Source organism: Methanothermococcus jasoni, from assembly GCF_049075655.1.
Taxonomy (GTDB): Archaea; AGJL01; Methanococci; order Methanococcales; family Methanococcaceae; genus Methanofervidicoccus.
In genome coordinates this window covers 195702-217119 of the sequence record NZ_CP157522.1, presented here as the reverse complement: position 1 = coordinate 217119, position 21418 = coordinate 195702, and the positions used below count along the sequence as shown (strand labels likewise).

General features: G+C 32.8%; 21 protein-coding genes. 12 read left to right on the top strand and 9 right to left on the bottom strand.

The window, feature by feature from the left end; genetic code table 11:
* Positions 1-174 precede the first annotated feature (174 nt).
* Positions 175-867, bottom strand: coding sequence for a precorrin-2 C(20)-methyltransferase (cobI, locus tag Mjas_RS01065; protein WP_421077955.1), 693 nt, complete (start codon positions 865-867; stop codon positions 175-177).
* Between the two features lie 87 nt (positions 868-954).
* Entirely contained in the window at positions 955-1809 is an 855-nt protein-coding gene (locus Mjas_RS01060) for a shikimate kinase (RefSeq protein ID WP_421078545.1), read from the bottom strand.
* A gap of 239 nt (positions 1810-2048) precedes the next feature.
* On the opposite strand from Mjas_RS01060, the gene Mjas_RS01055 reads away from it, so the two are divergent.
* The 3 genes from Mjas_RS01055 (at position 2049) to Mjas_RS01045 (ending at position 5751) form a co-directional block, all read left to right on the top strand.
* Complete coding sequence (locus tag Mjas_RS01055; protein ID WP_421077954.1) at positions 2049-3281, top strand: translation initiation factor IF-2 subunit gamma; 1233 nt, start codon at positions 2049-2051, stop codon at positions 3279-3281.
* 128 nt (positions 3282-3409) lie between these two features.
* On the top strand, positions 3410-5044 hold the full coding sequence (gene tfrA / locus Mjas_RS01050) for a fumarate reductase (CoM/CoB) subunit TfrA (protein WP_421077953.1): 1635 nt from the start codon (positions 3410-3412) through the stop codon (positions 5042-5044).
* Between the two features lie 41 nt (positions 5045-5085).
* Positions 5086-5751 (top strand): metallophosphoesterase family protein, encoded by a 666-nt coding sequence (locus tag Mjas_RS01045; protein ID WP_421077952.1) that lies wholly within the window; start codon positions 5086-5088, stop codon positions 5749-5751.
* 48 nt (positions 5752-5799) lie between these two features.
* Here Mjas_RS01045 and acs read toward each other — a convergent pair whose 3' ends face one another.
* From acs to Mjas_RS01015, 6 genes are all read right to left on the bottom strand, one after another.
* Entirely contained in the window at positions 5800-7911 is a 2112-nt protein-coding gene (acs, locus tag Mjas_RS01040; protein WP_421077951.1) for an acetate--CoA ligase alpha subunit, read from the bottom strand.
* A gap of 166 nt (positions 7912-8077) precedes the next feature.
* Positions 8078-9229 carry an O-phospho-L-seryl-tRNA:Cys-tRNA synthase gene (pscS, locus tag Mjas_RS01035; RefSeq protein WP_421077950.1) on the bottom strand — a complete coding sequence of 384 codons (1152 nt, stop codon included), beginning with the start codon at positions 9227-9229 and terminating at the stop codon, positions 8078-8080.
* A 67-nt stretch (positions 9230-9296) separates the two neighbouring features.
* Complete coding sequence (gene larE, locus Mjas_RS01030; protein ID WP_421077949.1) at positions 9297-10094, bottom strand: ATP-dependent sacrificial sulfur transferase LarE; 798 nt, start codon at positions 10092-10094, stop codon at positions 9297-9299.
* Positions 10088-11083: a biotin synthase BioB gene (gene bioB, locus Mjas_RS01025; protein ID WP_421077948.1), complete on the bottom strand. Its 996-nt coding sequence runs from the start codon at positions 11081-11083 to the stop codon at positions 10088-10090. The genes larE and bioB overlap by 7 nt, the downstream gene beginning before the upstream one ends.
* 124 nt (positions 11084-11207) lie before the next feature.
* Positions 11208-12428 (bottom strand): 2,3-bisphosphoglycerate-independent phosphoglycerate mutase, encoded by a 1221-nt coding sequence (locus tag Mjas_RS01020; protein ID WP_421077947.1) that lies wholly within the window; start codon positions 12426-12428, stop codon positions 11208-11210.
* 254 nt (positions 12429-12682) lie between these two features.
* Positions 12683-12976 carry a HesB-like protein gene (locus tag Mjas_RS01015; RefSeq protein WP_421077946.1) on the bottom strand — a complete coding sequence of 98 codons (294 nt, stop codon included), beginning with the start codon at positions 12974-12976 and terminating at the stop codon, positions 12683-12685.
* A gap of 338 nt (positions 12977-13314) precedes the next feature.
* Here Mjas_RS01015 and psmA point away from each other — a divergent pair, with 338 nt between their 5' ends.
* The 5 genes from psmA (at position 13315) to Mjas_RS00990 (ending at position 16074) form a co-directional block, all read left to right on the top strand.
* A complete protein-coding gene (gene psmA / locus Mjas_RS01010; protein WP_421077945.1) occupies positions 13315-14127 on the top strand; it encodes an archaeal proteasome endopeptidase complex subunit alpha in 813 nt (270 codons plus the stop codon).
* A gap of 125 nt (positions 14128-14252) precedes the next feature.
* On the top strand, positions 14253-14954 hold the full coding sequence (locus Mjas_RS01005) for a ribosome assembly factor SBDS (protein WP_421077944.1): 702 nt from the start codon (positions 14253-14255) through the stop codon (positions 14952-14954).
* 96 nt (positions 14955-15050) lie between these two features.
* Positions 15051-15341, top strand: a complete 291-nt coding sequence (gene rpl37A / locus Mjas_RS01000) for a 50S ribosomal protein L37Ae (RefSeq protein WP_421077943.1) — start codon at positions 15051-15053, stop codon at positions 15339-15341.
* 60 nt (positions 15342-15401) lie between these two features.
* Positions 15402-15542: a DNA-directed RNA polymerase subunit P gene (locus tag Mjas_RS00995; RefSeq protein ID WP_421077942.1), complete on the top strand. Its 141-nt coding sequence runs from the start codon at positions 15402-15404 to the stop codon at positions 15540-15542.
* 31 nt (positions 15543-15573) lie between these two features.
* Positions 15574-16074 (top strand): Brix domain-containing protein, encoded by a 501-nt coding sequence (locus Mjas_RS00990; protein WP_421077941.1) that lies wholly within the window; start codon positions 15574-15576, stop codon positions 16072-16074.
* 48 nt (positions 16075-16122) lie between these two features.
* On the opposite strand, the gene Mjas_RS00985 is transcribed toward Mjas_RS00990, so the two are convergent.
* Positions 16123-17373: an RNA-guided endonuclease InsQ/TnpB family protein gene (locus Mjas_RS00985; protein WP_421077940.1), complete on the bottom strand. Its 1251-nt coding sequence runs from the start codon at positions 17371-17373 to the stop codon at positions 16123-16125.
* Between the two features lie 188 nt (positions 17374-17561).
* Here Mjas_RS00985 and Mjas_RS00980 point away from each other — a divergent pair, with 188 nt between their 5' ends.
* From Mjas_RS00980 to guaA, 4 genes are all read left to right on the top strand, one after another.
* Positions 17562-17876: a KEOPS complex subunit Pcc1 gene (locus Mjas_RS00980; protein WP_421077939.1), complete on the top strand. Its 315-nt coding sequence runs from the start codon at positions 17562-17564 to the stop codon at positions 17874-17876.
* Between the two features lie 64 nt (positions 17877-17940).
* The gene (locus tag Mjas_RS00975; RefSeq protein ID WP_421077938.1) at positions 17941-18288 is read left to right on the top strand and encodes a prefoldin subunit beta; all 348 of its coding nucleotides are present in this window, start codon (positions 17941-17943) and stop codon (positions 18286-18288) included.
* Between the two features lie 154 nt (positions 18289-18442).
* The gene (pyrG, locus tag Mjas_RS00970; protein WP_421077937.1) at positions 18443-20071 is read left to right on the top strand and encodes a glutamine hydrolyzing CTP synthase; all 1629 of its coding nucleotides are present in this window, start codon (positions 18443-18445) and stop codon (positions 20069-20071) included.
* Between the two features lie 98 nt (positions 20072-20169).
* Positions 20170-21102 (top strand): glutamine-hydrolyzing GMP synthase, encoded by a 933-nt coding sequence (gene guaA / locus Mjas_RS00965; protein WP_421077936.1) that lies wholly within the window; start codon positions 20170-20172, stop codon positions 21100-21102.
* Positions 21103-21418 lie beyond the last annotated feature (316 nt).

Sequence of the window (21418 nt, the reverse complement as noted above, 5' to 3'; positions counted from 1 at the left end):
AATCATATCTATAAATATTTTAGTAATTTTTTATTATATCTTGGCATTATTAGTAATTTTGGGCATAGTAACCACCATTGTAAGAATAATATTTAAAAGGTTAAAAAAATTAGGGAATTAGTGCAAAAGGCAAAAACAATTATTATATTAATAATCGTTTAATCTGCTTTTTAATTATTTAATCTTCTTAATCACAGCAAGGGATAGATATTCATTAACTTCATCAAAATTGATTTCATCGATTTTTCCAATTTGAATTTCCTCATTCTCGCAACATGCTCTGCACACGATACCAACAAGATAATCATTTTTATGTTCTTCATCAAGGAGAGCTCTAAGTTTTTCCCCTAAACTCTTAGTCTTCATAACTACGATGGTATCAAATACTCCCAAATATTTTTCCAAATCCTTTCCCTGCGGAAGTATTACAAGGTTTTCATCCCCTTCAACAAGTGGGATATTCAACCTCCCTGCACTTGCAAATGGTGAAGGAATGCCGTTTATAATCTCAACAGGAATATTATTTTCTTTTAGATAATTCCAAACATAAGAAAAGGTGCTGTAAAGGGTCGGGTCCCCTATTGTAATTACTGCCACTTCCCCCTCTGCGTTTTTGATGGTATTAAATGCCTCTTCCCAATGTTTTTTTAAATACTCTATATCTTTACTCATTGGGAATAGTAGTTCCACTATATTTTTATTTTCATCTACAATATTTTTAATAATATCATAAGCTACGGATGTTTTTCCTTTTTTAGATATTGGAACAAAGATTGTATCTACTTCTTTTAATATCCTTACCGCTTTTAAAGTCAATAGTTCTTCATCTCCTGGTCCTACACCTATTCCATAAACTTTATTTACCACTATTTCACCTTTACCTTTATTATTTTTTAAATTTATTTTAATATTATTTATTTTAACTTTATTACTTAATATTTATCTTTATAGTTTTTAATCAATTATTTCAGCTCCCTTATTATTCAACTTTGTAGTGATTACCTTACCGTATTTTTCAAGAGCTCCCCTAACTTTCTCAGTGTCATCCTTATAACTTAATGCTATGTATGATGGACCTGTTCCAGATAGTCCTGCTGTCAGAGCTCCGCACTCAACTGCTTCTATGGCAATGTTTGTTGGGAAGTTAAGAGCAGAAGCGTATAAAATTCCATTTAAAAATAGTGCGTTGTAGTAGTTTCCACTTAAACACTCGTTAAATGCCACTTCAACATAATTTTTTAAGAGTTTCATCTTATTTACATCTACATTTTTATTTAAATTTGGCATAAGCACCAAAACATCTATATCTTCTTCTTTAAATGTATCTCTTTTAATTATTTCCCTATTTAAATTGTCTGTAATGGTAATTCCACCATAGTATGACGCCGTAGCATCATCATAAGCTCCTGTGATGGTCAAACCTTCATCAAATGACGATTTTATTGCCAAATCAAGTATAAGTTTGTCGTCTATTTTTTCGTTCAGAGCTCCGAAGGTTGCCAAAACCACTGCATTTGATGTTGCACTGCTACTGCTTAAACCTGATTTTATTGGAATTTCTGTTTCTGTAATGACTTTCGCCGAATAATCCAGCTTAAAATAATCTAAAACATTTTTTACGCATGTTTCTATGAGATTTGTCTTTACATTTGGGTGGTCTTTTACCTTTCCCACTATGTGTTTTTTGCCATCATCTATGAGCTCGACAGTTGCTTTTACCTTTAAATCAATACCAAATGCTGAGCCTTTTCCTGTGGCTATTGCATTTATGATTGTTCCCGATGCAAGAGATACTGCGGAGGATTTCATACTGTCCATAATTCCACCAAATTATATTTTGTAATTGTAGGATATGTTCTAATTATTTTTCTTATTTGATGTAAATTATATATATGGTGTCGTATAAATGGTATATGATGTTAATGAATTTGATAAAAGATAGAATATACAATGCTAATTCTCTTTTATTATTCTTATTATAATATTCCAATTATAATCATGCACTCACAAATGCGGAACCAAAAATAAAAAATATTTAGAGGGATAGTATGGCAAAGACTAGACAATCAGAAGTAAATATTGGAATGGTTGGACACGTAGACCATGGAAAAACCAGTTTAACAAAACAGCTAACCGGTGTATGGACAGATACACACAGTGAGGAATTAAAAAGAGGTATCTCAATTAGATTGGGGTATGCTGATTGCGAGATAAAAAAATGTCCAAAATGTCCAGAGCCTGAGGCATATACTGTAAATCCAGTATGTCCAAGATGTGGTTCAAAAACCAAAACACTTAGAAAAATATCCTTTGTAGATGCACCGGGACACGAAACTCTTATGGCTACAATGCTTTCAGGAGCTTCATTAATGGACGGTGCAATATTGGTAATTGCAGCAAACGAGGAATGTCCACAACCACAGACAAAGGAGCATTTAATGGCATTGGATGCTTTGGGAATCAAAAATGTAATAATTGTCCAGAACAAAATAGACCTTGTGGATGAAGAAAGAGCTAAGGAAAACTACAAACAAATAAAAGAGTTTGTAAAGGGAACCGTTGCAGAAAATGCCCCGATTATTCCAGTTTCAGCACACCACGGTGCAAATATTGATGTTCTCTTAAAGGCAATTGAAGACATTATACCAACACCTGAGAGAGATGCGGAGCTCCCAGCAAGAATGTATGTTGCAAGAAGTTTTGACATTAACAAACCTGGAAGCGAAATAAAAGACCTTAAAGGTGGTGTTATAGGGGGAAGTATTATTCAAGGAGTTCTCGAAGTTGGAAAGGAAATTGAAATAAAACCGGGTTTAAAAATCACAGAGGGAAACAAAACCTATTGGGAACCGATTATTACAAAAATAACTTCTCTTGGAGTTGGAGGGACTAAGGTTAAAAAGGCATATCCTGGTGGATTGGTAGGGGTTGGAACGGAGCTCGACCCTGCCCTTACAAAATCAGATGCTCTCAGCGGAAGCGTTGCAGGAGAACCTGGAACACTACCTGAAACATTGGATAAAATCACCATAAAGGCACATCTCCTTGAAAGAATCGTTGGTGCAAAAGAGGAATTGGTAATTGAGCCATTGAAATCAAATGAAGTATTAATGTTGAATGTTGGAACAGCAACAACCGTTGGTGTGATACTCTCCGCAAGGGATGATATTGCAGATATAAAATTAAAACTCCCAATATGTGCCGATAAAGGAGACAGAGTAGCAATGAGTAGAAGAATAGGTTCAAGATGGAGATTGATTGGATACGGAGTAATTCAGTAAATATGTTAATATAGATATATATTAATAAAACCAATAATTATTAATAAATTTTAAAAATACTTTTTTTAATAGATTTGACAATAAAAATTATTATAATGTTATAAATTATAATTTTTTTAGGTGATTTTATGATTACAGATGTTTTAATTATTGGCGGTGGAGGAGCTGCGGCAAGATGTGCCATAGAATGTAGCAACAAAAATGTAATCATCGCAGTTAAGGGGCTTTTCGGTAAAAGCGGATGCACAGTTATGGCAGAAGGTGGATATAATGCAGTATTAAACCCAGAAGATGATTTTAAGAAGCACTTTGAGGACACCATGAAGGGAGGGGGATATATAAATAATCCCAAACTCGTAGAAATTCTTATAAAAAATGCTCCAAAAGAATTAAAAAATTTGGAAAAATTTGGCTCAATATTCGATAGAAACGACGATGGAACAATAGCTCAAAGACCATTTGGTGGGCAGAGTTTCAATAGGACTTGTTATAGTGGAGACAGGACAGGGCATGAGCTCATGGCAGGTTTAATGGAGTATATAAATAAACTTGAAAAAGTTAAAATTTTAGAAGACACAATGGCAATAAAATTAATAGTAAAGGATAATAGATGCTACGGAGCTCTGTTTTTAAACATGATTACAGGGGACATTTTCCCAATATATGCAAAATCCACAGTTCTTGCAACAGGAGGGGCTGGGCAGTTATATCCAATCACATCAAATCCTATTCAAAAGGTTGGAGACGGCTTTGCAATGGCATACAATGAGGGAGTGGAATTAATAGATATGGAAATGGTGCAGTTCCACCCAACAGGAATGGTTGGAACAGGAGTTCTTGTTACAGAAGCTGTAAGGGGAGAGGGGGGAATTTTATACAACAAAAATAAAGAAAGGTTTATGGTAAATTATGACAAAGATAGGATGGAGCTCTCCACAAGGGATGTAGTTGCAAAGGCAATATACAATGAGATACAGGAAGGTAGGGGAGTAAATGGGGGAGTTTATTTAGATGTGTCTCATCTCGATGATGAAATCATTGAAGAACGGCTTGAAACAATGTTCAGGCAGTTTATGGATATAGGCGTAGATATAAGAAGGGAACCAATGATTATAGCACCTACGGCACACCATTCAATGGGCGGTGTAAGAATAAATGAAAGATGCGAAACAAACATAAAAGGGCTTTTTGCATGCGGTGAAGTTGCAGGAGGAATACACGGTGCAAACCGACTGGGAGGAAATGCACTGGCAGATACTCAGGTATTTGGAGCAATTGCTGGAAGAAGTGCGGAAGAATTTGCAGAAGAAAGCGAATTTAATTTAAAAGATATAAAGGAATATGCAGATAAGTTAATAATGGATATTAAAGAAGAAATTGCTAATAAAATGAATAATGGAAATAACAAAAACGAAAATGACAATAAGTATAATGTATTTGAATTAATAAATTCGCTTAAAGGTATTATGTGGGACTATGTTTCAATAGTGAGAAACGAAGGGGGATTAAAAAAGGCACTTTCAGAGATAGATGACTTGAAAAATAAAGCAGAAAATGTAAAAATAAACGGAATCATTGAAATTCAAAAATACCTTGAATTAAAGAACATGATTACAGTTGCAGAAATTATTGTGAAATGTGCATTGGAGAGGAGGGAAAGCAGGGGAGCTCACTACCGTTCAGACTATCCAGAAACAAAAGAAGAATGGAAGGGAAATTTAGTTGTGTGTAATGATGAGATAAAATTTGTTAAAATTCAGTAAAAAAACAAAGAAATAAATAAAGATGGTAAAAGAGGGATTTTATGAGGATAGCAGGATTAACCGACTTGCACGGAAGAATTGTGAATTTCAGCAGAGTTTTATTGTATAAACCAGATATGGTTATTGTTTCGGGAGATATTACTCATTTTGGAAGAGATTTAAGAATAATTGATTATTTGAAATATTTAAAGGAAAAGGAAAATGTGCAAGTCTTAACAGTTCCTGGAAACTGCGACAATGGCGAATCCATAAACAAGTTAAATGAATTGAATATAAACATCGATGGAAAATGTGTTGAAATAAACAACATAAAATTTATAGGAATTGGAGGAAGTAATCCAACACCGTTTAACACGCCCAATGAATATACCGAGGAAGAGTTATATACCAAGTTCAAGAATGCAGTTAAAGGTATAAAAAAAGAGGATTTGATAAATAATTTTATATTAATATCTCATGCACCGCCAAAAAATACCATGGCAGATAGAGTTGGGGAGGATAATGTTGGAAGCGAATCAGTGAGAAAAATTATTGAAGAATACAGTCCATCTTTGGTTATATGTGGGCATATACATGAAAGTAAATGTATTGATAAAATAAATAACAGTTATATCGTTAATCCATCGCAGGAATCATTTTTTATATCTGATGTATTTGACAAAAATGATAAAGTTAGAATTAAAAATATAGAATTAATTGATTTATAGATTAATTATTGCAATATTCATTATAATTATTTATTATATTGGCCCTTCTTATTTTTCAACAATAATCAAAGCATCACCAACACATCCACCCCTTCCATCCTCTTTTACAAACAATGGATTTATATCAATTTCTTTTATTTCAGGATATATTTCCATTATTATTCCCAATCTAACCATAATATCAATTATAAAATCAATATCCCTTTTAGGTCTTCCCCTAATTCCTTCTAAAACTTTATATGATTTTAATTCTTTCAATTTATCCAATGCATAATCCCTTGTAATTGGATGAATGCCGAATGAAACATCCTTCAAAACTTCGACAAATACTCCCCCTAATCCCACCATTACAACAGGACCGAACACGGCATCTCTTTTTCCTCCAACAATAACTTCAAGACCTTCTATATATTCCTCAATCAGGACTCCATCAATAACTCCTTCAATTCCGTTTTTTTCCAAATATCTTTTTCCGTTTTCCATAATAGTATTAAATGCTTTTTTAATGTCTTCTGGTTTTACCATTACACATCCAGCATCTGATTTATGCAGAATATCAGGAGAGGATATTTTCATTACAACATCATCTAAATCAGATGCATACTCTTCCGCTTCTTCGGGAGTTTTTGCTAAATATCTTTTTGGAACTTTCATTCCATGTATTTTTAAAAACTCTTTTGAATTATATTCATTAGGATTATTAAGAAGGTTTTTAACAATATCATTATACTTTTCTTTTATTTTCAATAGTTCGTCTTTTATGCTGTTTAAATATTCACAATTGTCTTCTTTTATTTTCATGGTGTTGTATTTGTAGGAGCTCGACAGTGCCTCAATTCCACTTTCAGGAGAAATATATGTGGGAACTCCATTTTTTCTTAAATAGCTCTTTGCCCCTTTAATGGATTCTCCTCCAACGAATGATGCCACAATTGGTTTGTATATCCCTTCATTTTTCATTTTGTTTTTTGTCTCAACAATCACATCTGCAACTTCCAAGGGCTTTGTCATCTCTTGCGGTGTAAGTATTACAAGCATTCCGTCGATATTTTTATCATTTTTAACGATATTCAATGCGTTTTTATATCTATCAGTATCTGCATCACCAATTAAATCAAGAGGATTTGAAATGGACGATGTTGGTGGAAGATATTTTTTTAATTCTTCCCGCGTAGATTCTTCAAACTCTCCAATGGTTAGACCATACTTTTTACAGCTATCGGCAGCTATTACTCCAAATCCTCCCGCATTTGTAATAATTCCTATTTTATCACTTTTCATAAGTGGTTGTGTTGAAAATACGTGCATTAAATTAACCAATTCTTCAAAGGTTTCAACCGTGAGGACTTTTCCTTTTTTAAATGCGGCATTGTATATCTGATTATCTCCTGCCAAACTTCCAGTATGGGAAGATGCTGCCTTAGCTCCTGCTTCTGTTTTTCCACTTTTTAAGGCAATAATTGGTTTAACCTTTGCAAGCTTTTTTGCAGATTTTATAAATTTTTTATCCTTTAATCCCTCAATATAAAAAACAACAACCTCTGTTGTATCATCATGAATTAAATATTCCATTAAATCGCTTTCCTGAATGTCAATTTTATTCCCAAGGCTGATTATTTTTGAGAATCCTAAATTTAAAAGGGGTGCTATATCAAGTATGGCTGTTAATACTGCCCCACTCTGGGATATAAATGTTATATTCCCCTCTTTAAAATATTCTTTGCTGAATGAAGCGTTCAATCTGTTGTGCATATTTATTATTCCCAGACAGTTTGGACCTATTATTCTTATGTTATATTTTTTTGCTATTGTTTTTACTTCCTCTTCGAGCTCGTAGTTTCCAACCTCTGAAAAACCTGCGGATATTATCACTGCCCCTTTTATCCCCTTCTTTCCACATTCTTCTAATGTATTTGGTATAAGCCTTGCAGGTATGGTAATTACTGCTAAATCAATATTATCGGGAGCATCTAACACAGACTTGTAGCATTTGATGCCCAATATTTCGTCGTATTTTGGGTTTATTGGATAAATTTTGTTATTGGGGCTGTTTTCTACAAATGCCATTAGATTTTTCATTATGGCATGCCCCACTTTTCCCTCGGTGCTGGATGCTCCAATTACTGCAATGGATTTTGGATTAAAGATTTTATCAAGCATATTTACCCCCTAATTTTTTAGTTAAATAATCATTTATGATATATTTATATCTTAACTTTAATTTATAAAATTTGTTATTTTTTATTCAAAATTAAAATAAAATAAATATTAAAAATAAAAATTAAGTGTTTTAAAATAATATTAAATAATTTTTATTGTTATAATGTTATTTTATATTATTTTCAACAATTTCTTTAATACTATTTACAACATACTCAACCTGCTCCCATGTTAAACCATAAACGCTCATTTTTACCTCTTTTGTAGTTCCCCTCCTTATTCCGCCGATTCCTCTTTTCTTCAACTCGTCATAGAAGAAATAGCCTCTTCTTTTATCTTTCTGTGCAATCTCATCAAGTATAGGGGTTTCAAATTTGATTAAATCATGTTCCTTTGGTTTTACTCCAATCTGTTTAAATCCAATCTCTTCGAGCTCATCTACTACAAACCTTGTTTTCTTAATTTCCTCATCCCAGTGTTTAACCCTTTCCACAATGTGAGGGAAGCTCGCCATAAGTGATACTATCGGAGCTCCCCTGCTGGTGCATCCAAGCATCTCAACCTCTTTAACAGGGTGGGTTTTTGATGTTCTTAAAATCCGGTCTGCAAATTCATCCCTTATTGATAATATGCCCATAGGACCAGACGCCGCCATACTTTTATGCCCTGAACATGCTAAAAAGTCGGCATTTAATTTTTTACCCTTTACAGGCATTCTTCCAACGGTGTATGCACAATTTAATAAAAATGGATAACCCTTATCTTTTGCAATCTTTCCCACTTTTTCAGCATCTGCAAGGTTTCCATAGTTTCCATCCACATGGGTGAGAAGTATTAAGCCTATGTTTTTTCCCTCATCCTCTAAATTATCGATAACTTCCTTATAGCCTTCGGGATTTATTCTATATGTGGGATAGCCCTCACTTTTTACCACTGCATGATTTAATTTCGCCCTTTCCATAGCAACATAGGATGTGTAATGGGCGTTTTCATCGAGGACTACATAATCTCCTTCTTTACATATTGAGTGCATGACTATAAATTTACTCTCCCGAGCTCCGTGTGTTGGTCTTGATATATCCATATCTAAAAATTTTGACATGTCGTTTAAAAATTCGCAGATTGGTGGAGTTTCAACCTCATCAAGTCGCCCTCCACAGTAGTCGCAAACACTGTATCCATCCCAGTATTCATACATTACCTTTTTTGATTCTATTGGAAGGACTCCGCCCCTTTGAATTGGGTTCAAATCAATCATTTCTCTTCCGAGATGTCTTTTAATGTTTCTGTATTTATCAAGATTTATATTTTCATCCATGTAATCACCATTATACCTATATGCTGTTTTTAATTATTATTAAATTATAATCTAAACCCTTAACTAATTATTTTAGATTAAAATCCAATACGCATTTTTTAAATCCTATTTCTTTAAATTTTTTATTTATTGTTTTTAGATTATCTATATCAGTTTCAAATTTATAAACTTCATCTTTATTTATTTCAATAATGGCAATATCATAAAAATGCCTTACTCTGAAATAGCCCTCAATATTTAAAAATGATGCTAAAAATCTTTCTGCCCTTTCCACCATTTTTAGTTTTTCCTCTGTAATCGGTGGATTTAAAACCCGCGTGGCTAAACAGGTATCTTTTTTTGGAATATCGAGATTTAGATATTTTGAAATGTTGATTATATCATTTTTGGAAAATTTCAGCTCTGCAAGGGGTGATTTTATGTTGTATTCCTTATATGCTCTCATTCCAGGTCTATCTTCAAACAAATCATCGTAGTTTGTTCCATCCACAATGATTATATCATTATTAATTACATTATCACTTAATTTATTTTTTTCCTTTACGAGCTCCTCTGCCATGAACTTTTTACAGAAGTAGCACCTATTTTTTAAATCGTTATTTATTTTAGATATTATGTCCTCGCTGTCCATATAGTTCATTTTTATGATTTTGTGGTTTATATTGTATTTTTTAGCTCGTTCTATTGCATTATTTACGGCATCCTCTGAAAAAAAGCCGTTATCTATTGTGATGGCGAGAGTGTATTTTGCATTATCGGAGCTCACCTTAGCTACTAATGAACTATCGATGCCACCGGAATAAGATACTATTACTTTTTTTCCTTTAAAATAATCTTTCAATTTTTGGTATTTTTCCATTAACATTTAAATCCCATGTCAATTATCATTTTTATATCGTCATCAATATTTCTTCCCTTTGTAGTTAGATAGTTTCCAACCATAAGTCCATCAAGTGCTAATAGTGCCAAACTCTGCAAATCATTTAAATTATATTCTCTTCCACCGCAGAGCCGTATTTCTCTATCAGGTAGATATATTTTTGCTATTGCTATGGACTTTAACGCCTCAATTGGCGTAATTCTTTTTATTTTATTTTCCGCAATTAAATTATATATTTTTGTTCCCTCCATTGGATGGATAATGTTTAAAGCTATGCCATCTACATTAAGGTTTTTCAATTCCTCAAACATCTTAATTCTATCTTCGAAAGTTTCCCCAAGTCCAAATATTCCCCCACTACAAACTTCCAATCCCAATTTTTTAGCGGTTTTTATTGTTTTTATTTTGTCATCGTATTTATGTGTGGTGCATATATTATCAAAATAATCCCTCGAAGTTTCCAGATTGTTATGTATTCTAACATTTAATTCTTTTAATTCTTTTAATCTGTCTTTATCGAGAATTCCCAATGAAGCACAGACTTTTAAATTTGTTTTTTCTTTTATTTCCTTTATCGTATCCATTATTTTTTCAAACTCGTCATTATTTACAGTTTTTCCACTTACAACTATTGAAAGCCTGTGGCTGTATTTTTCTATGTATTTTGCATATTTTAAAATCTCTTCCTTTGGTTTTAAGTCGTAAATATTGATATTCACCTTATTATGTATGGACTGGGAGCAAAATGCACAGTTTTCAGGACATCTCCCAGATTTTGCATTTATTATGGAACATAAATCGATTTTGTTATTGTTGGCATTATTGTTGCTGTTATTGTTTTTATTGTTGTAATATTTTTTAACGGAATATGCCGTATAAAGTAAATCATAAACATCGTAGTCCCAAAGTTCGATGGCGTCTTTATATGTAATTTCCTTTCTAATGGATTTTTCATAAAATTGTAGGAGCTCCATGGTATCACTAAATAGTAATTATAAAAATATAATAAAATATGATGATAAAAATAGAATAAATTAATAAGTCAATAAATAATCAATTTAATAATGAATAATTTAACAGCATTATGGTATTAATCAATTATGCACCGTATTTTTTAGCCAATCCCATTAAATCAAGCAGTATTGGTAGTATATCCTTACCTCTTATCCAACATAACCCTCCTTTATATGTGGAAAACTCGTCGAATTTTTCCACATCATCAACTCTTACACTTTTACCCCATATTAATATAGGAATTGGGTCTGCTGAGTGGTCTTTTTCTTCTATTGGGGTAGAGTGGTCTCCCGTTAATACGAAATAAACCTCGTTTTTATCGATATTATCAAGTATGTATTTCAACATTCCATCTACTTTTTCAATAACTTTCTTTTTGAGCTCGTAGTTTCCATCGTGTGAAGCTTCGTCTGCCCCTTTCACATTAATAATAATAAAATCATATGTTTTAAGCCCTTCCACAATGGCCTTTGCCTTGTTCATGAAATTGGTTTCAGGGGTTCCCGTAGCTCCTTCAACATCTATATAATCCAATTTTACCATTTTTGCAATACCTTTTATAAGACCAGTTCCTGCAATACATGCTCCTTTTAATCCATATTTTTCGCTGAACGGCTGAATGGTTGGAACCTTCCCAACACCTCTTGGCAATATGATATTTGCAGGAGGGAGTCCATTTTTCCTTCTTTCTTCATTTACTGGATGGTTGTTTAATTTTTCATAAGCTATTTTTATTATTTTATTCAGCACATCAGCAGTTCTTTTTGCTTCTTCTGAATCATCCAGGGGTTTTATTTCTGGAACCTTTACTCCTTCGTGGTGTGGGTCTCCTTCGGTTATTTTGTCGCTTAACTTATCTCCTCTTAAAACAAGTGCTGCCCTATATCCTCCTGACTGTTTGAAGATTACTTTAACCCCATCAACTTCAATACCATCAATTGCTTTTTCGAGCTCTTCCGTGTTTTTTATTCTTCCCGCTCTTCTGTCGATTACGACAAAATTTTCATCAACGGTGGCAAAATTACATCTAAATGCTATATCTCCCGGTTGCACGTCAATGCCTACACCCGCTGCTTCAAAAGGTCCTCTCCCAGTGTAGTTTTCATGGGGGTCATATCCCAGTATAGCTAAATGTGCAGTATCGCTTCCAGGCCTAACTCCAATATCAACGGCATTCATTATACCACAAATACTTTCTTTTGCCATTCTGTCTATTGTAGGTGTATTGGCCTCTTTTAATGGTGTGTTTCCCTCAGTATTTGGCCTATCGCCTAATCCATCAACAATAAAAATAACAGCCTTCACAATATCACCACTACTTTTTTATGATGGTATAATTTTTAAGTTATTAAAATCTTTTGGTTAATGTTAAAATTGACTTTAATATTTTGTTTAATGCGTAAATTTACATTTAATTCACTAAAAAAGGATTTAAAAATAAAAATATTCAACTGATAAATATAATATGACAAAAAATGTAATTTTATCTTTGATAAAAATAAGAAAATTAAAAAAGAAATTAATGAACCTAATCCCATAAGGGTTCTTAGGTTCAGCACTTAGCATTTTCCGCCCATACCTTTAATGGCAAGATATTTCCCATAGAACATTGATTTCTTTAATACAATATTAACTTCATTGAGGAATTGTCCTGCCACTTTGTCAAGGTATATCTTAAATTCCCCATCGTAAATTAATTCATCATTTTCATTTGGGGACTTTATATCTATTCCAAATTTAGGTCCGCCTCATCCAAATCCTTCGAAGTATATTACCAAGGAATCAGCATTTGCTTTTTTAATCTTTTCTTTTATAAATTCCATGGCATCTTCGGAAATGCTCACAGGTATCATATTATCACCATCCCAGTAAAACGGGAAATTCAAAAAATATTTAATGTTCTGTATCGTATTATATCTTTATTAGATTTTATAGTATATAAATGTTGTGTCATAATTATGAACATATGTGCGTTTAAGTTTTCTTATAGCATAAGTTATATTATATACGTATATAAACAAAATATATATACAATAATAACATAGATTAACCAATAATTATAAAAAACATGGAAAAAGAGATAAAAAAGCATAGCCATATATGTTAAAAAATAAAAATCTAAACTAGTTATTCATTATCTTTTCCATAACTATAACTATTATTACAATTTATAAAAATTGGAGGGATATATATGCAAATGGTTCCAGCATCAGGATATGATAGGGCAATTACCGTATTCAGCCCAGAAGGAAGACTTTATCAGGTAGAATATGCAAGAGAGGCTGTTAGGAGAGGCACCACTGCAATAGGTATTAAATGTAAAGATGGGGTTATTTTAGCAGTTGATAGGAGAATAACAAGTAAATTAATAGAAGTATGCTCCATAGAGAAAATATTTCAAATAGATGACCATATAATGGCAGCAACTTCTGGACTTGTAGCGGATGCAAGGGTTTTAATAGACAGGGCAAGAGTGGAAGCTCAGATAAACAAAATAACTTATGGAGAACCTGTAACAGTTGAGGCTCTTGCAAAAAAAATTTGCGACATTAAACAGGCATACACACAGCATGGCGGAGCTCGACCATTTGGTTTATCTTTATTAATTGCAGGTATTGATAGACACAGTTCAAGATTGTTTGAAACAGACCCAAGTGGAGCATTGATTGAATATAAGGCAACAGCAATAGGCTCTGGAAGACCTGCTGCAATGGAAATCCTTGAAGAAAAATACAGTGAAGATTTAACAATTGAAGGAGCTCTTGAACTTGCAATATATACACTGAGCAAGACCACGGGGGGAGAATTAAAACCAGAAAATGTAGATATGGCAGTAATTAAATCAGAAGCAAAAACTGTGGAAAAACTATCGTTTGAAGAAATTGAAAAGCTTGTAAAAAAGGCATTTGATGATTTAAAGGCGGAAGAAGAAAGTGAAGAAGAATTGGATGAAGACAATAATGAGACTGACGAAAATAACAATGATGAAAATAACAATGAATAAATAATTATTTCTTTTTATATCTGTATTTATATTTATTTTATTCAATATATTTTTTATAGATGTATGTAAATTATTAAATATTAATCATTATATCGAAAGGTATATAAATAAAAAAAAGGGATATTATGGTGTCGTTGGAAAAGGCTGTAATTGCACGGCTTCAATCCCATGGGGAAAAATTTGAAATATTGGTGGACCCTTATTTAGCTGCTAAATTAAAAGAAGGTCAGCCAATAGATATTTCTGACATACTGGCGGCTGAGGCGGTTTATAAAGATTCTGGAAAAGGAGAAAAAGCTTCAGAAGAATTGCTGGAAAAAGTTTTTGGAACAATGGATATTCATGAAATAGCCAAAAAAATTATATTAAAAGGCAATGTTCAGCTTACCGCCCAGCAGAGAAAAGAGATGAAAGAACAGAAGAGGAAACAAATCGTTTCTTTAATTGCAAGAAACACTATAAACCCTCAAACTGACACCCCGCATCCTCCAAAAAGAATTGAAAATGCATTGGAGGAGATACGGGCAAATATTGATATTTACAAAAGTGCCGAAGAGCAAATTCCTAACATTATTAAAGACCTTAAAAGGGTATTACCAATTAAATTTGAAAAAAGGGAAATTGCAGTTAGAATACCGCCAGAATATGCTGCGTCGGCCTACCATTCACTCCATGAATATGGGACGATAAAACAGGAGGAATGGCAGTCCGATGGTTCTTTGGTATTTGTTATTGAAATCCCAAGTGGAATTGAAAATGAATTCTACGGATATTTAAACAAAGTCACAAAAGGCAATGTTCAAACTAAACTCTTAAAAAGATTTTAATGGAAACTAGGGAAGTAATTCACATAATCTCACATAGAATATGAAAATATAATCATATCGTAAAAAAATAAATAAAAAAATAAAACGGTGATAAGAATGCCAGAATTTAGCCATACAAAAAAGATAGGTTCAGCAGGAAGATTTGGACCAAGATACGGTAGAAAAATTAGAGTTAGAGTTAGAGATGTTGAAATAAAACAGAAAAAAGAGTATAAATGTCCTGTTTGTGGATTCCCAAAATTAAAAAGAGTCAGCACTTCAATATGGAGCTGTAAAAAATGCGGTGCTAAAATGGCTGGTGGGGCATACACACCAGAAACAGGTGCTGGTAAAGTAGTGGCAAAGGCAATAAGAAGAGTTATCGAGAGCAAGAGCAGAGAAATCTAATTTATTTTTTCTTTTAATTTTATTTAATTCATAGTTATTTTTTATTTTTTTGGTGAAATTATGGCGGAGTATAAATGTTCAAATTGTGGTAAAATCATAACCCAAGAGGAATTAGGTTTAAAAGCAAAATGTCCTCACTGTAGTAATAAGATTTTGATAAAATTAAGACCAAGAGTGATTAAAGAAGTAAAAGCAAGGTAATTAGGTAAAATATATTACAATAGGTAATAGAATGATGGTAATTACAACATCAAGAAAACCTTCTCAAAGAACACGAAGCTTTGTAAATGATTTGGCAAGAATACTCAATGCAAAAATATTAACTCGAGGTAAAACTCCATTAAAGGATATTCTCAATGAATACAGCAAATTGATTGTCGTAGAAGAATATAAAGGAAACCCTGGAAAAATAAAGTTTTATGATGTTAATAGAAATAAAATAATATCTATACTAATATCTGCAAAGCTTCAAAGAGAAGTCTGCGAAGAAGAAACTGCAAATTTGGAAGGAAAAATAAGCATGGAGTTCATGGGAAACACCAAAAAATATCGGAAACTATTTTATGATTTTTTTAGTGATTTTGGAGTAGTTAATGGTAATTCGCCTTTTAGGATGTGTTTTGAAGGTTCTTCATCAGATAAGAATATATTTTATATACAATTTTATGAAAATGATAAAAAGGTAGGGCCTTTAATTATTGTTAAATCTTTAAAGATTTTAGAAATCGAATAATATTGCCACATAATGATTAAATGTAATTTTATCGTAAAATCAAGTGAATTACTCCGCCCTTACGGACGGGGTTAAACGAAAACCTTTCGGTTTTCGTAGCCCTCGCCCTTCGGGCAAGGCTTCCTGATTCATTGAGAAAACTTGCCCCAAAACCACTTCTTTATAAGAAATAGTTTGGAGCAGAGGTTTTCTCTCGGCAGGCACAACGGACTCTCCCAGCCCTGACTTTAATATATTTAGGGATGCGTTATAATCCCTATCGATTTTCCAACCGCAGACAGGACAAAAAAAGATTCTATCTGAAAGTTTTAAGTCTTTAACAACATGCCCGCAGTTGGAACATTTTTTAGAAGTATAATGGGGATTTACTAATATTACTTCTCTACCAGCACCCTCCGCCTTGTAGAGAAGTAGATTTATGAATTTACGCCATGAACCGTCAAGAATATGACGGTTTAAGGTCTTACATTTTCCATTTTCAACCATCGATTTTATATTTAAGTCTTCTAAAATTATTTTATCGTAGTTATTTATGTAGTATCTAGATAACTTATGTAGAAAATCATTTTTCTGATTGTTTAGTTTATCATAAACCTTGATAAGTTTTAGTTTGGTCTTTTTATAGTTGTTCGAACCCTTAACCTTTCGGGATAGGTTCTTTTGAACTCTCTTTATTTTATCCAATGTCTTATCTATAAACTTTGGATTTTCAAATTTATTACCATCTGAATCGATGGTATAACCATCGATTCCTAAATCGATACCTACAACTTTGTTAGTTTTAGGTAGTGGTTTAGGTTCCTCCTCAACTTGGAAGAAGGCAAACCACTTGCCAGTAGGTTCTTTTTTTATAATAACTCCTTTAACTTCTCCCTTGATGTTTCTGTGTAATACTATTGGAATTTCTCCAATCTTGGATAGTTTTAGTTTTTTAGTGTTATAATCAATCTTAAAACCTGATTGATTGTATTCTAATGTTTTGTAATGATTTTTAGAGGATTTGAACCTTAACTTCCCCACTTTGAATCCATTCTTTTTTAGTTCCCCTAATGCTTTGAGATTTCCCCAAAGCTTGTTATTTACCATCTGTAATACTTTTGAATGGACTTTTTTAAGTTCAGGATTCTCCCTCTTATGCTCTGTAATTAGTTTTTGAGTATCCATTTTGTTTAGTTTTGGATTCTTAGTTTTTTGTTCCAAAAGATAATTATAAAGGTATCTACATATATTTAGATGCTCCTCTATTGTTCTTTGGATACTCTTTGAAGGATAAATCCTGAACTTGTAAGTCCTTATCATTGGGCATCACAGTTTGATAACTTATAAATAGTATGTTATCACTATACCATTTATATATTTTGTCCGCAATTCATCCCACCGTAGCGAAGCGAAGGGCTACAAAATCCGAAGGATTTTGTTCAATCCCTTACGGGTGGGGACTTCTTGCGGAAATATGTTAAATAAAAAAGATAAATAAAAACGATATCATGAACACCAATACATCTAATGCTGCGGGTAAATTGAATATAAATGTGGATAAATTTAATCATAAGTCTGATATATCTTTTAGTTTGGAAATAGAATGCAGTTCAGAAGATGAAGCAAAAATAATATACGATAGCATACTTTTAGAACATCTTGATTCTCAGATAAGGTCAAAGAGCATTATGAAAATTGAAAATAACATAATATTTATAGAAACTGTTGCAGATGAGCTCAGTATTTTAAAGGCATCGTTGTATTCATACATTAGATGGATAAAGGTTGCGGAAAGTATTTATAAATTAACATCTGAACAATAAATATAATAGATATATAATATTTATACGTTATATAAAATACTATAAATAAAAAAGGAGGGAAATTATGGAATTACCACCAAATGTTCAAAACCAATTAATGCAGTTTCAACAACTTCAACAGCAGTTGCAGGCTATTGTTTTCCAAAAACAGCAGATAGAAGCACAAATAAAAGAAATGGAAAAGGCGTTGGAAGAGATGGGAAAATCACAGTCAGAGGAAGTATATAAGATGGCTGGCGGCATACTTGTAAAAAGAAATAAAAAAGAAATAGAAGAAGAATTAAACGAAAAATTGGAAACCTTAAAATTAAGGACTAAAACATTGGAAAAACAGGAAGAAAAAATGCAGAAGAGATTAATGGATTTACAAGAATCATTACAAAAAACCATTCAAGGTGCTAATGTAGCATAATTCTTTTTTTAAATTTTATTTTTTTATTTGCATATATTTTTATATAATTTTCAATAAGATATATTCTTTATATTTTTAAGTAAGCTGTTGGTTATATATTTGTTATATGTTATTTGTTATATGTTATTAGTTATTTATTATTCGAGGAGATAAGATGAAGTATATATTTATTACTGGTGGTGTGGTTTCTTCATTAGGAAAAGGTATTACCGCTTCATCCATAGGGAGACTTTTAAAAGCAAGAGGATTTAAAATAAACATGATAAAAATAGACCCCTATTTACAGATAGATGCAGGAACCATGTCCCCCTATGAACACGGTGAGGTATTTGTCACCGATGACGGCGGGGAAACCGATTTAGACCTTGGAAACTATGAAAGATTTGTTGATATATGTTTAAAAGCAGATAACAACATTACCACAGGAAAGGTATATTGGAGCGTCCTTTCAAAAGAGAGGAGAGGAGATTATTTAGGAAAAACTGTTCAGGTAATCCCGCATATTACTAACGAGATAAAGGATAGAATAAAAACACTAGGAAAAGAAAGCGACATTACAATAGTGGAAATTGGAGGAACTGTTGGAGATATTGAAAGCCTTCCGTTTTTAGAGGCAATAAGACAATTTAAGAAGGACGTAGGAAGGGATAATGTATTATATATCCATGTATCGCTTCTACCATTCATAAGAACTGCTGGTGAGGTAAAGACAAAACCAACTCAGCACAGTGTAAAGGAGCTCCGCGGAATAGGTATCCAACCGGACATATTGGTTTGTAGAACTGAAATACCAATAGGTGAAAAAACTAGGGAAAAACTTGCCTTATTCTGTGATGTTGAGAAAGAGGCAGTAATTGAAGCAAGAGACGCAAGGACGATTTATGAAGTTCCTTTAAATCTTGAAAGAGAAGGAATAGGGAAATTAATAGCAAAAAAGCTTAAATTAAATGAGATAAATAATGCAGAGCCTGATTTAAAGGAATGGAGGGCAATGGTTGATAGAATAATAAACCCACTAAATGAAATTACAATAGGTATTGTAGGTAAGTATGTTATATTAAAGGATGCCTATATGAGTATAATGGAAGCATTAGTTCATGCAGGGGCTAAAAATGATACAAAAGTTAATATAAAGTGGATAAGTTCAGAAGAGCTTGAAACTGGCAATTATAAAGAGATACTCAATAATTATAGAGAAAATGAAGTTTTAGATGGAATACTTATTCCCGGCGGATTTGGCGAAAGGGGCGTAGATGGAAAGGTTAATGCCGTTAAATATGCTAGGGAAAATAAAATCCCATTTTTAGGAATATGTTTAGGTATGCAGTGTGCAGTAATTGAGTTTGCAAGAAATGTCTGTAATTTGAAGAATGCAAATTCCACAGAGTTTGATGAGGAAACGCCATATCCTGTAATAGACCTTCTCCCAGAGCAGAGGGAAATAGAGGAGAAGGGAGGAACAATGAGACTTGGGGCATATCCTGCAATTTTGAAGGAAGGAACTCTTGCACACAAATTGTATGGAAAAACAGAGGTAAATGAAAGGCACAGGCACAGGTATGAGGTAAATCCAGAATATCACAAAATTCTTGAAGAAAATGGGTTGATTATTTCTGGAACATCACCAGATGGAAAACTTGCGGAGTTTGTAGAGCTCCCAAGTCATCCATATTTCATAGCTACACAGGCACACCCTGAATTTAAATCAAGACCAAATAAACCGCATCCATTGTTTGATGGGCTTGTTAAGGCTTCTTTAAAGAATAAGCAAAAAAATAAATAAGAAATAATTAAGAAATAAATAAAATTAAAATAAAAAATAAATTAGATTATTATAATGTGGATTAAAAATCTAATATGGAATATAAATGGTGATATTATATGTTTGATGCTAAAAAATTCATTGAAGAATCCATTTCAGAAATAAAGGAACAAATAGGGGACAAAAAGGCAATAATAGCACTTAGTGGTGGCGTAGATAGTTCAGTAGCCGCAGTTCTTACAGACAGGGCAATAGGGGACAGACTTTTAGCAGTCTTTGTTGATACAGGACTTATGAGAAAAAATGAAGCAGAGGAAATTTACAAAATATTTAAAGAAGATATGGGACTTAACTTAAAAATAATTAATGCAAAGGACTTATTTTTAAAGGAATTAAAGGGAGTAGATGACCCAGAAGAGAAAAGGAAGATAATAGGAAGATTATTTATTGAAGTATTTGAGGAAGTTGCAAAGGAAAACGGTGAAGAGGTTCTTGTTCAGGGAACTATTGCACCAGATTGGATAGAAAGTGAAGGGGACATTAAAACACACCACAACATAGCATTGCCAAGCGGAATGGTGCTTGAAGTTGTTGAGCCGTTGAGAGAATTATATAAAGATGAGGTAAGAATATTGGCAAGAGAATTGGGGCTTCCAGATAAAATAGCAAACAGACAGCCATTCCCAGGACCCGGTCTTGCAGTAAGAATTTTAGGGGAAATCACAGAGGAAAAGTTGGAAGTGTGCAGGGAAGCAAATGCCATAGTTGAGGAAGAGATAGAAAAAGAAGGTCTCGATAAAGATTTATGGCAGTATTTTGCCGCTGTGCTTGATACAAAGGCAACAGGAGTTAAAGGAGACATAAGAGAATACAATTGGGTAGTTGCAGTAAGGTTTGTTGAATCCCTTGATGCAATGACTGCAAGTGTGCCTGAGCTCCCATTCAGTGTATTGAAAAGAATAAGTAAAAGAATCACATCAGAAGTTCCAAATGTTGCAAGGGTTGTTTTAGATATTACAGATAAACCACCGGCAACAATTGAATTTGAATAAAATCCTAACGGATTTTATAGCCCACTCGCTTTGCTCGTGGTTGAATAAAAATTACGAAGTAATTTTTATAGCTCACATCTTCGATGTGATTGAATAAAAATCCCTTTGGGATTTTTATAGCTCTCCGCTTCGCTCCGATTGAATAAAATCCTAACGGATTTTATAGCCCACTCGCTTTGCTACGGTTGAATAAGTTTATTTTTTATTCTTTTTTCTATTTTTTAGAGTTTTATAATTTTAAAGAGGGTATAAAAAATATTTTTATAATTTTTTACCGTATTTTACATATTAGTGTAATGTTATTATGTATTTTAGG

Excerpts from the sequence above, each read along its gene's own strand:
- Mjas_RS01060 (WP_421078545.1), bottom strand. The coding sequence starts at position 1,809 with ATGAAATCCTCCGCAGTATCTCTTGCATCGGGAACAATCATAAATGCA.
- Mjas_RS01055 (WP_421077954.1), top strand. The coding sequence starts at position 2,049 with ATGGCAAAGACTAGACAATCAGAAGTAAATATTGGAATGGTTGGACAC.
- tfrA (WP_421077953.1), top strand. The coding sequence starts at position 3,410 with ATGATTACAGATGTTTTAATTATTGGCGGTGGAGGAGCTGCGGCAAGA.
- Mjas_RS01045 (WP_421077952.1), top strand. The coding sequence starts at position 5,086 with ATGAGGATAGCAGGATTAACCGACTTGCACGGAAGAATTGTGAATTTC.
- acs (WP_421077951.1), bottom strand. The coding sequence starts at position 7,911 with ATGCTTGATAAAATCTTTAATCCAAAATCCATTGCAGTAATTGGAGCA.
- pscS (WP_421077950.1), bottom strand. The coding sequence starts at position 9,229 with ATGGATGAAAATATAAATCTTGATAAATACAGAAACATTAAAAGACAT.
- larE (WP_421077949.1), bottom strand. The coding sequence starts at position 10,094 with ATGTTAATGGAAAAATACCAAAAATTGAAAGATTATTTTAAAGGAAAA.
- bioB (WP_421077948.1), bottom strand. The coding sequence starts at position 11,083 with ATGGAGCTCCTACAATTTTATGAAAAATCCATTAGAAAGGAAATTACA.
- psmA (WP_421077945.1), top strand. The coding sequence starts at position 13,315 with ATGCAAATGGTTCCAGCATCAGGATATGATAGGGCAATTACCGTATTC.
- Mjas_RS01005 (WP_421077944.1), top strand. The coding sequence starts at position 14,253 with ATGGTGTCGTTGGAAAAGGCTGTAATTGCACGGCTTCAATCCCATGGG.
- rpl37A (WP_421077943.1), top strand. The coding sequence starts at position 15,051 with ATGCCAGAATTTAGCCATACAAAAAAGATAGGTTCAGCAGGAAGATTT.
- Mjas_RS00995 (WP_421077942.1), top strand. The coding sequence starts at position 15,402 with ATGGCGGAGTATAAATGTTCAAATTGTGGTAAAATCATAACCCAAGAG.
- Mjas_RS00990 (WP_421077941.1), top strand. The coding sequence starts at position 15,574 with ATGATGGTAATTACAACATCAAGAAAACCTTCTCAAAGAACACGAAGC.
- Mjas_RS00985 (WP_421077940.1), bottom strand. The coding sequence starts at position 17,373 with ATGATAAGGACTTACAAGTTCAGGATTTATCCTTCAAAGAGTATCCAA.
- Mjas_RS00980 (WP_421077939.1), top strand. The coding sequence starts at position 17,562 with ATGAACACCAATACATCTAATGCTGCGGGTAAATTGAATATAAATGTG.
- Mjas_RS00975 (WP_421077938.1), top strand. The coding sequence starts at position 17,941 with ATGGAATTACCACCAAATGTTCAAAACCAATTAATGCAGTTTCAACAA.
- pyrG (WP_421077937.1), top strand. The coding sequence starts at position 18,443 with ATGAAGTATATATTTATTACTGGTGGTGTGGTTTCTTCATTAGGAAAA.
- guaA (WP_421077936.1), top strand. The coding sequence starts at position 20,170 with ATGTTTGATGCTAAAAAATTCATTGAAGAATCCATTTCAGAAATAAAG.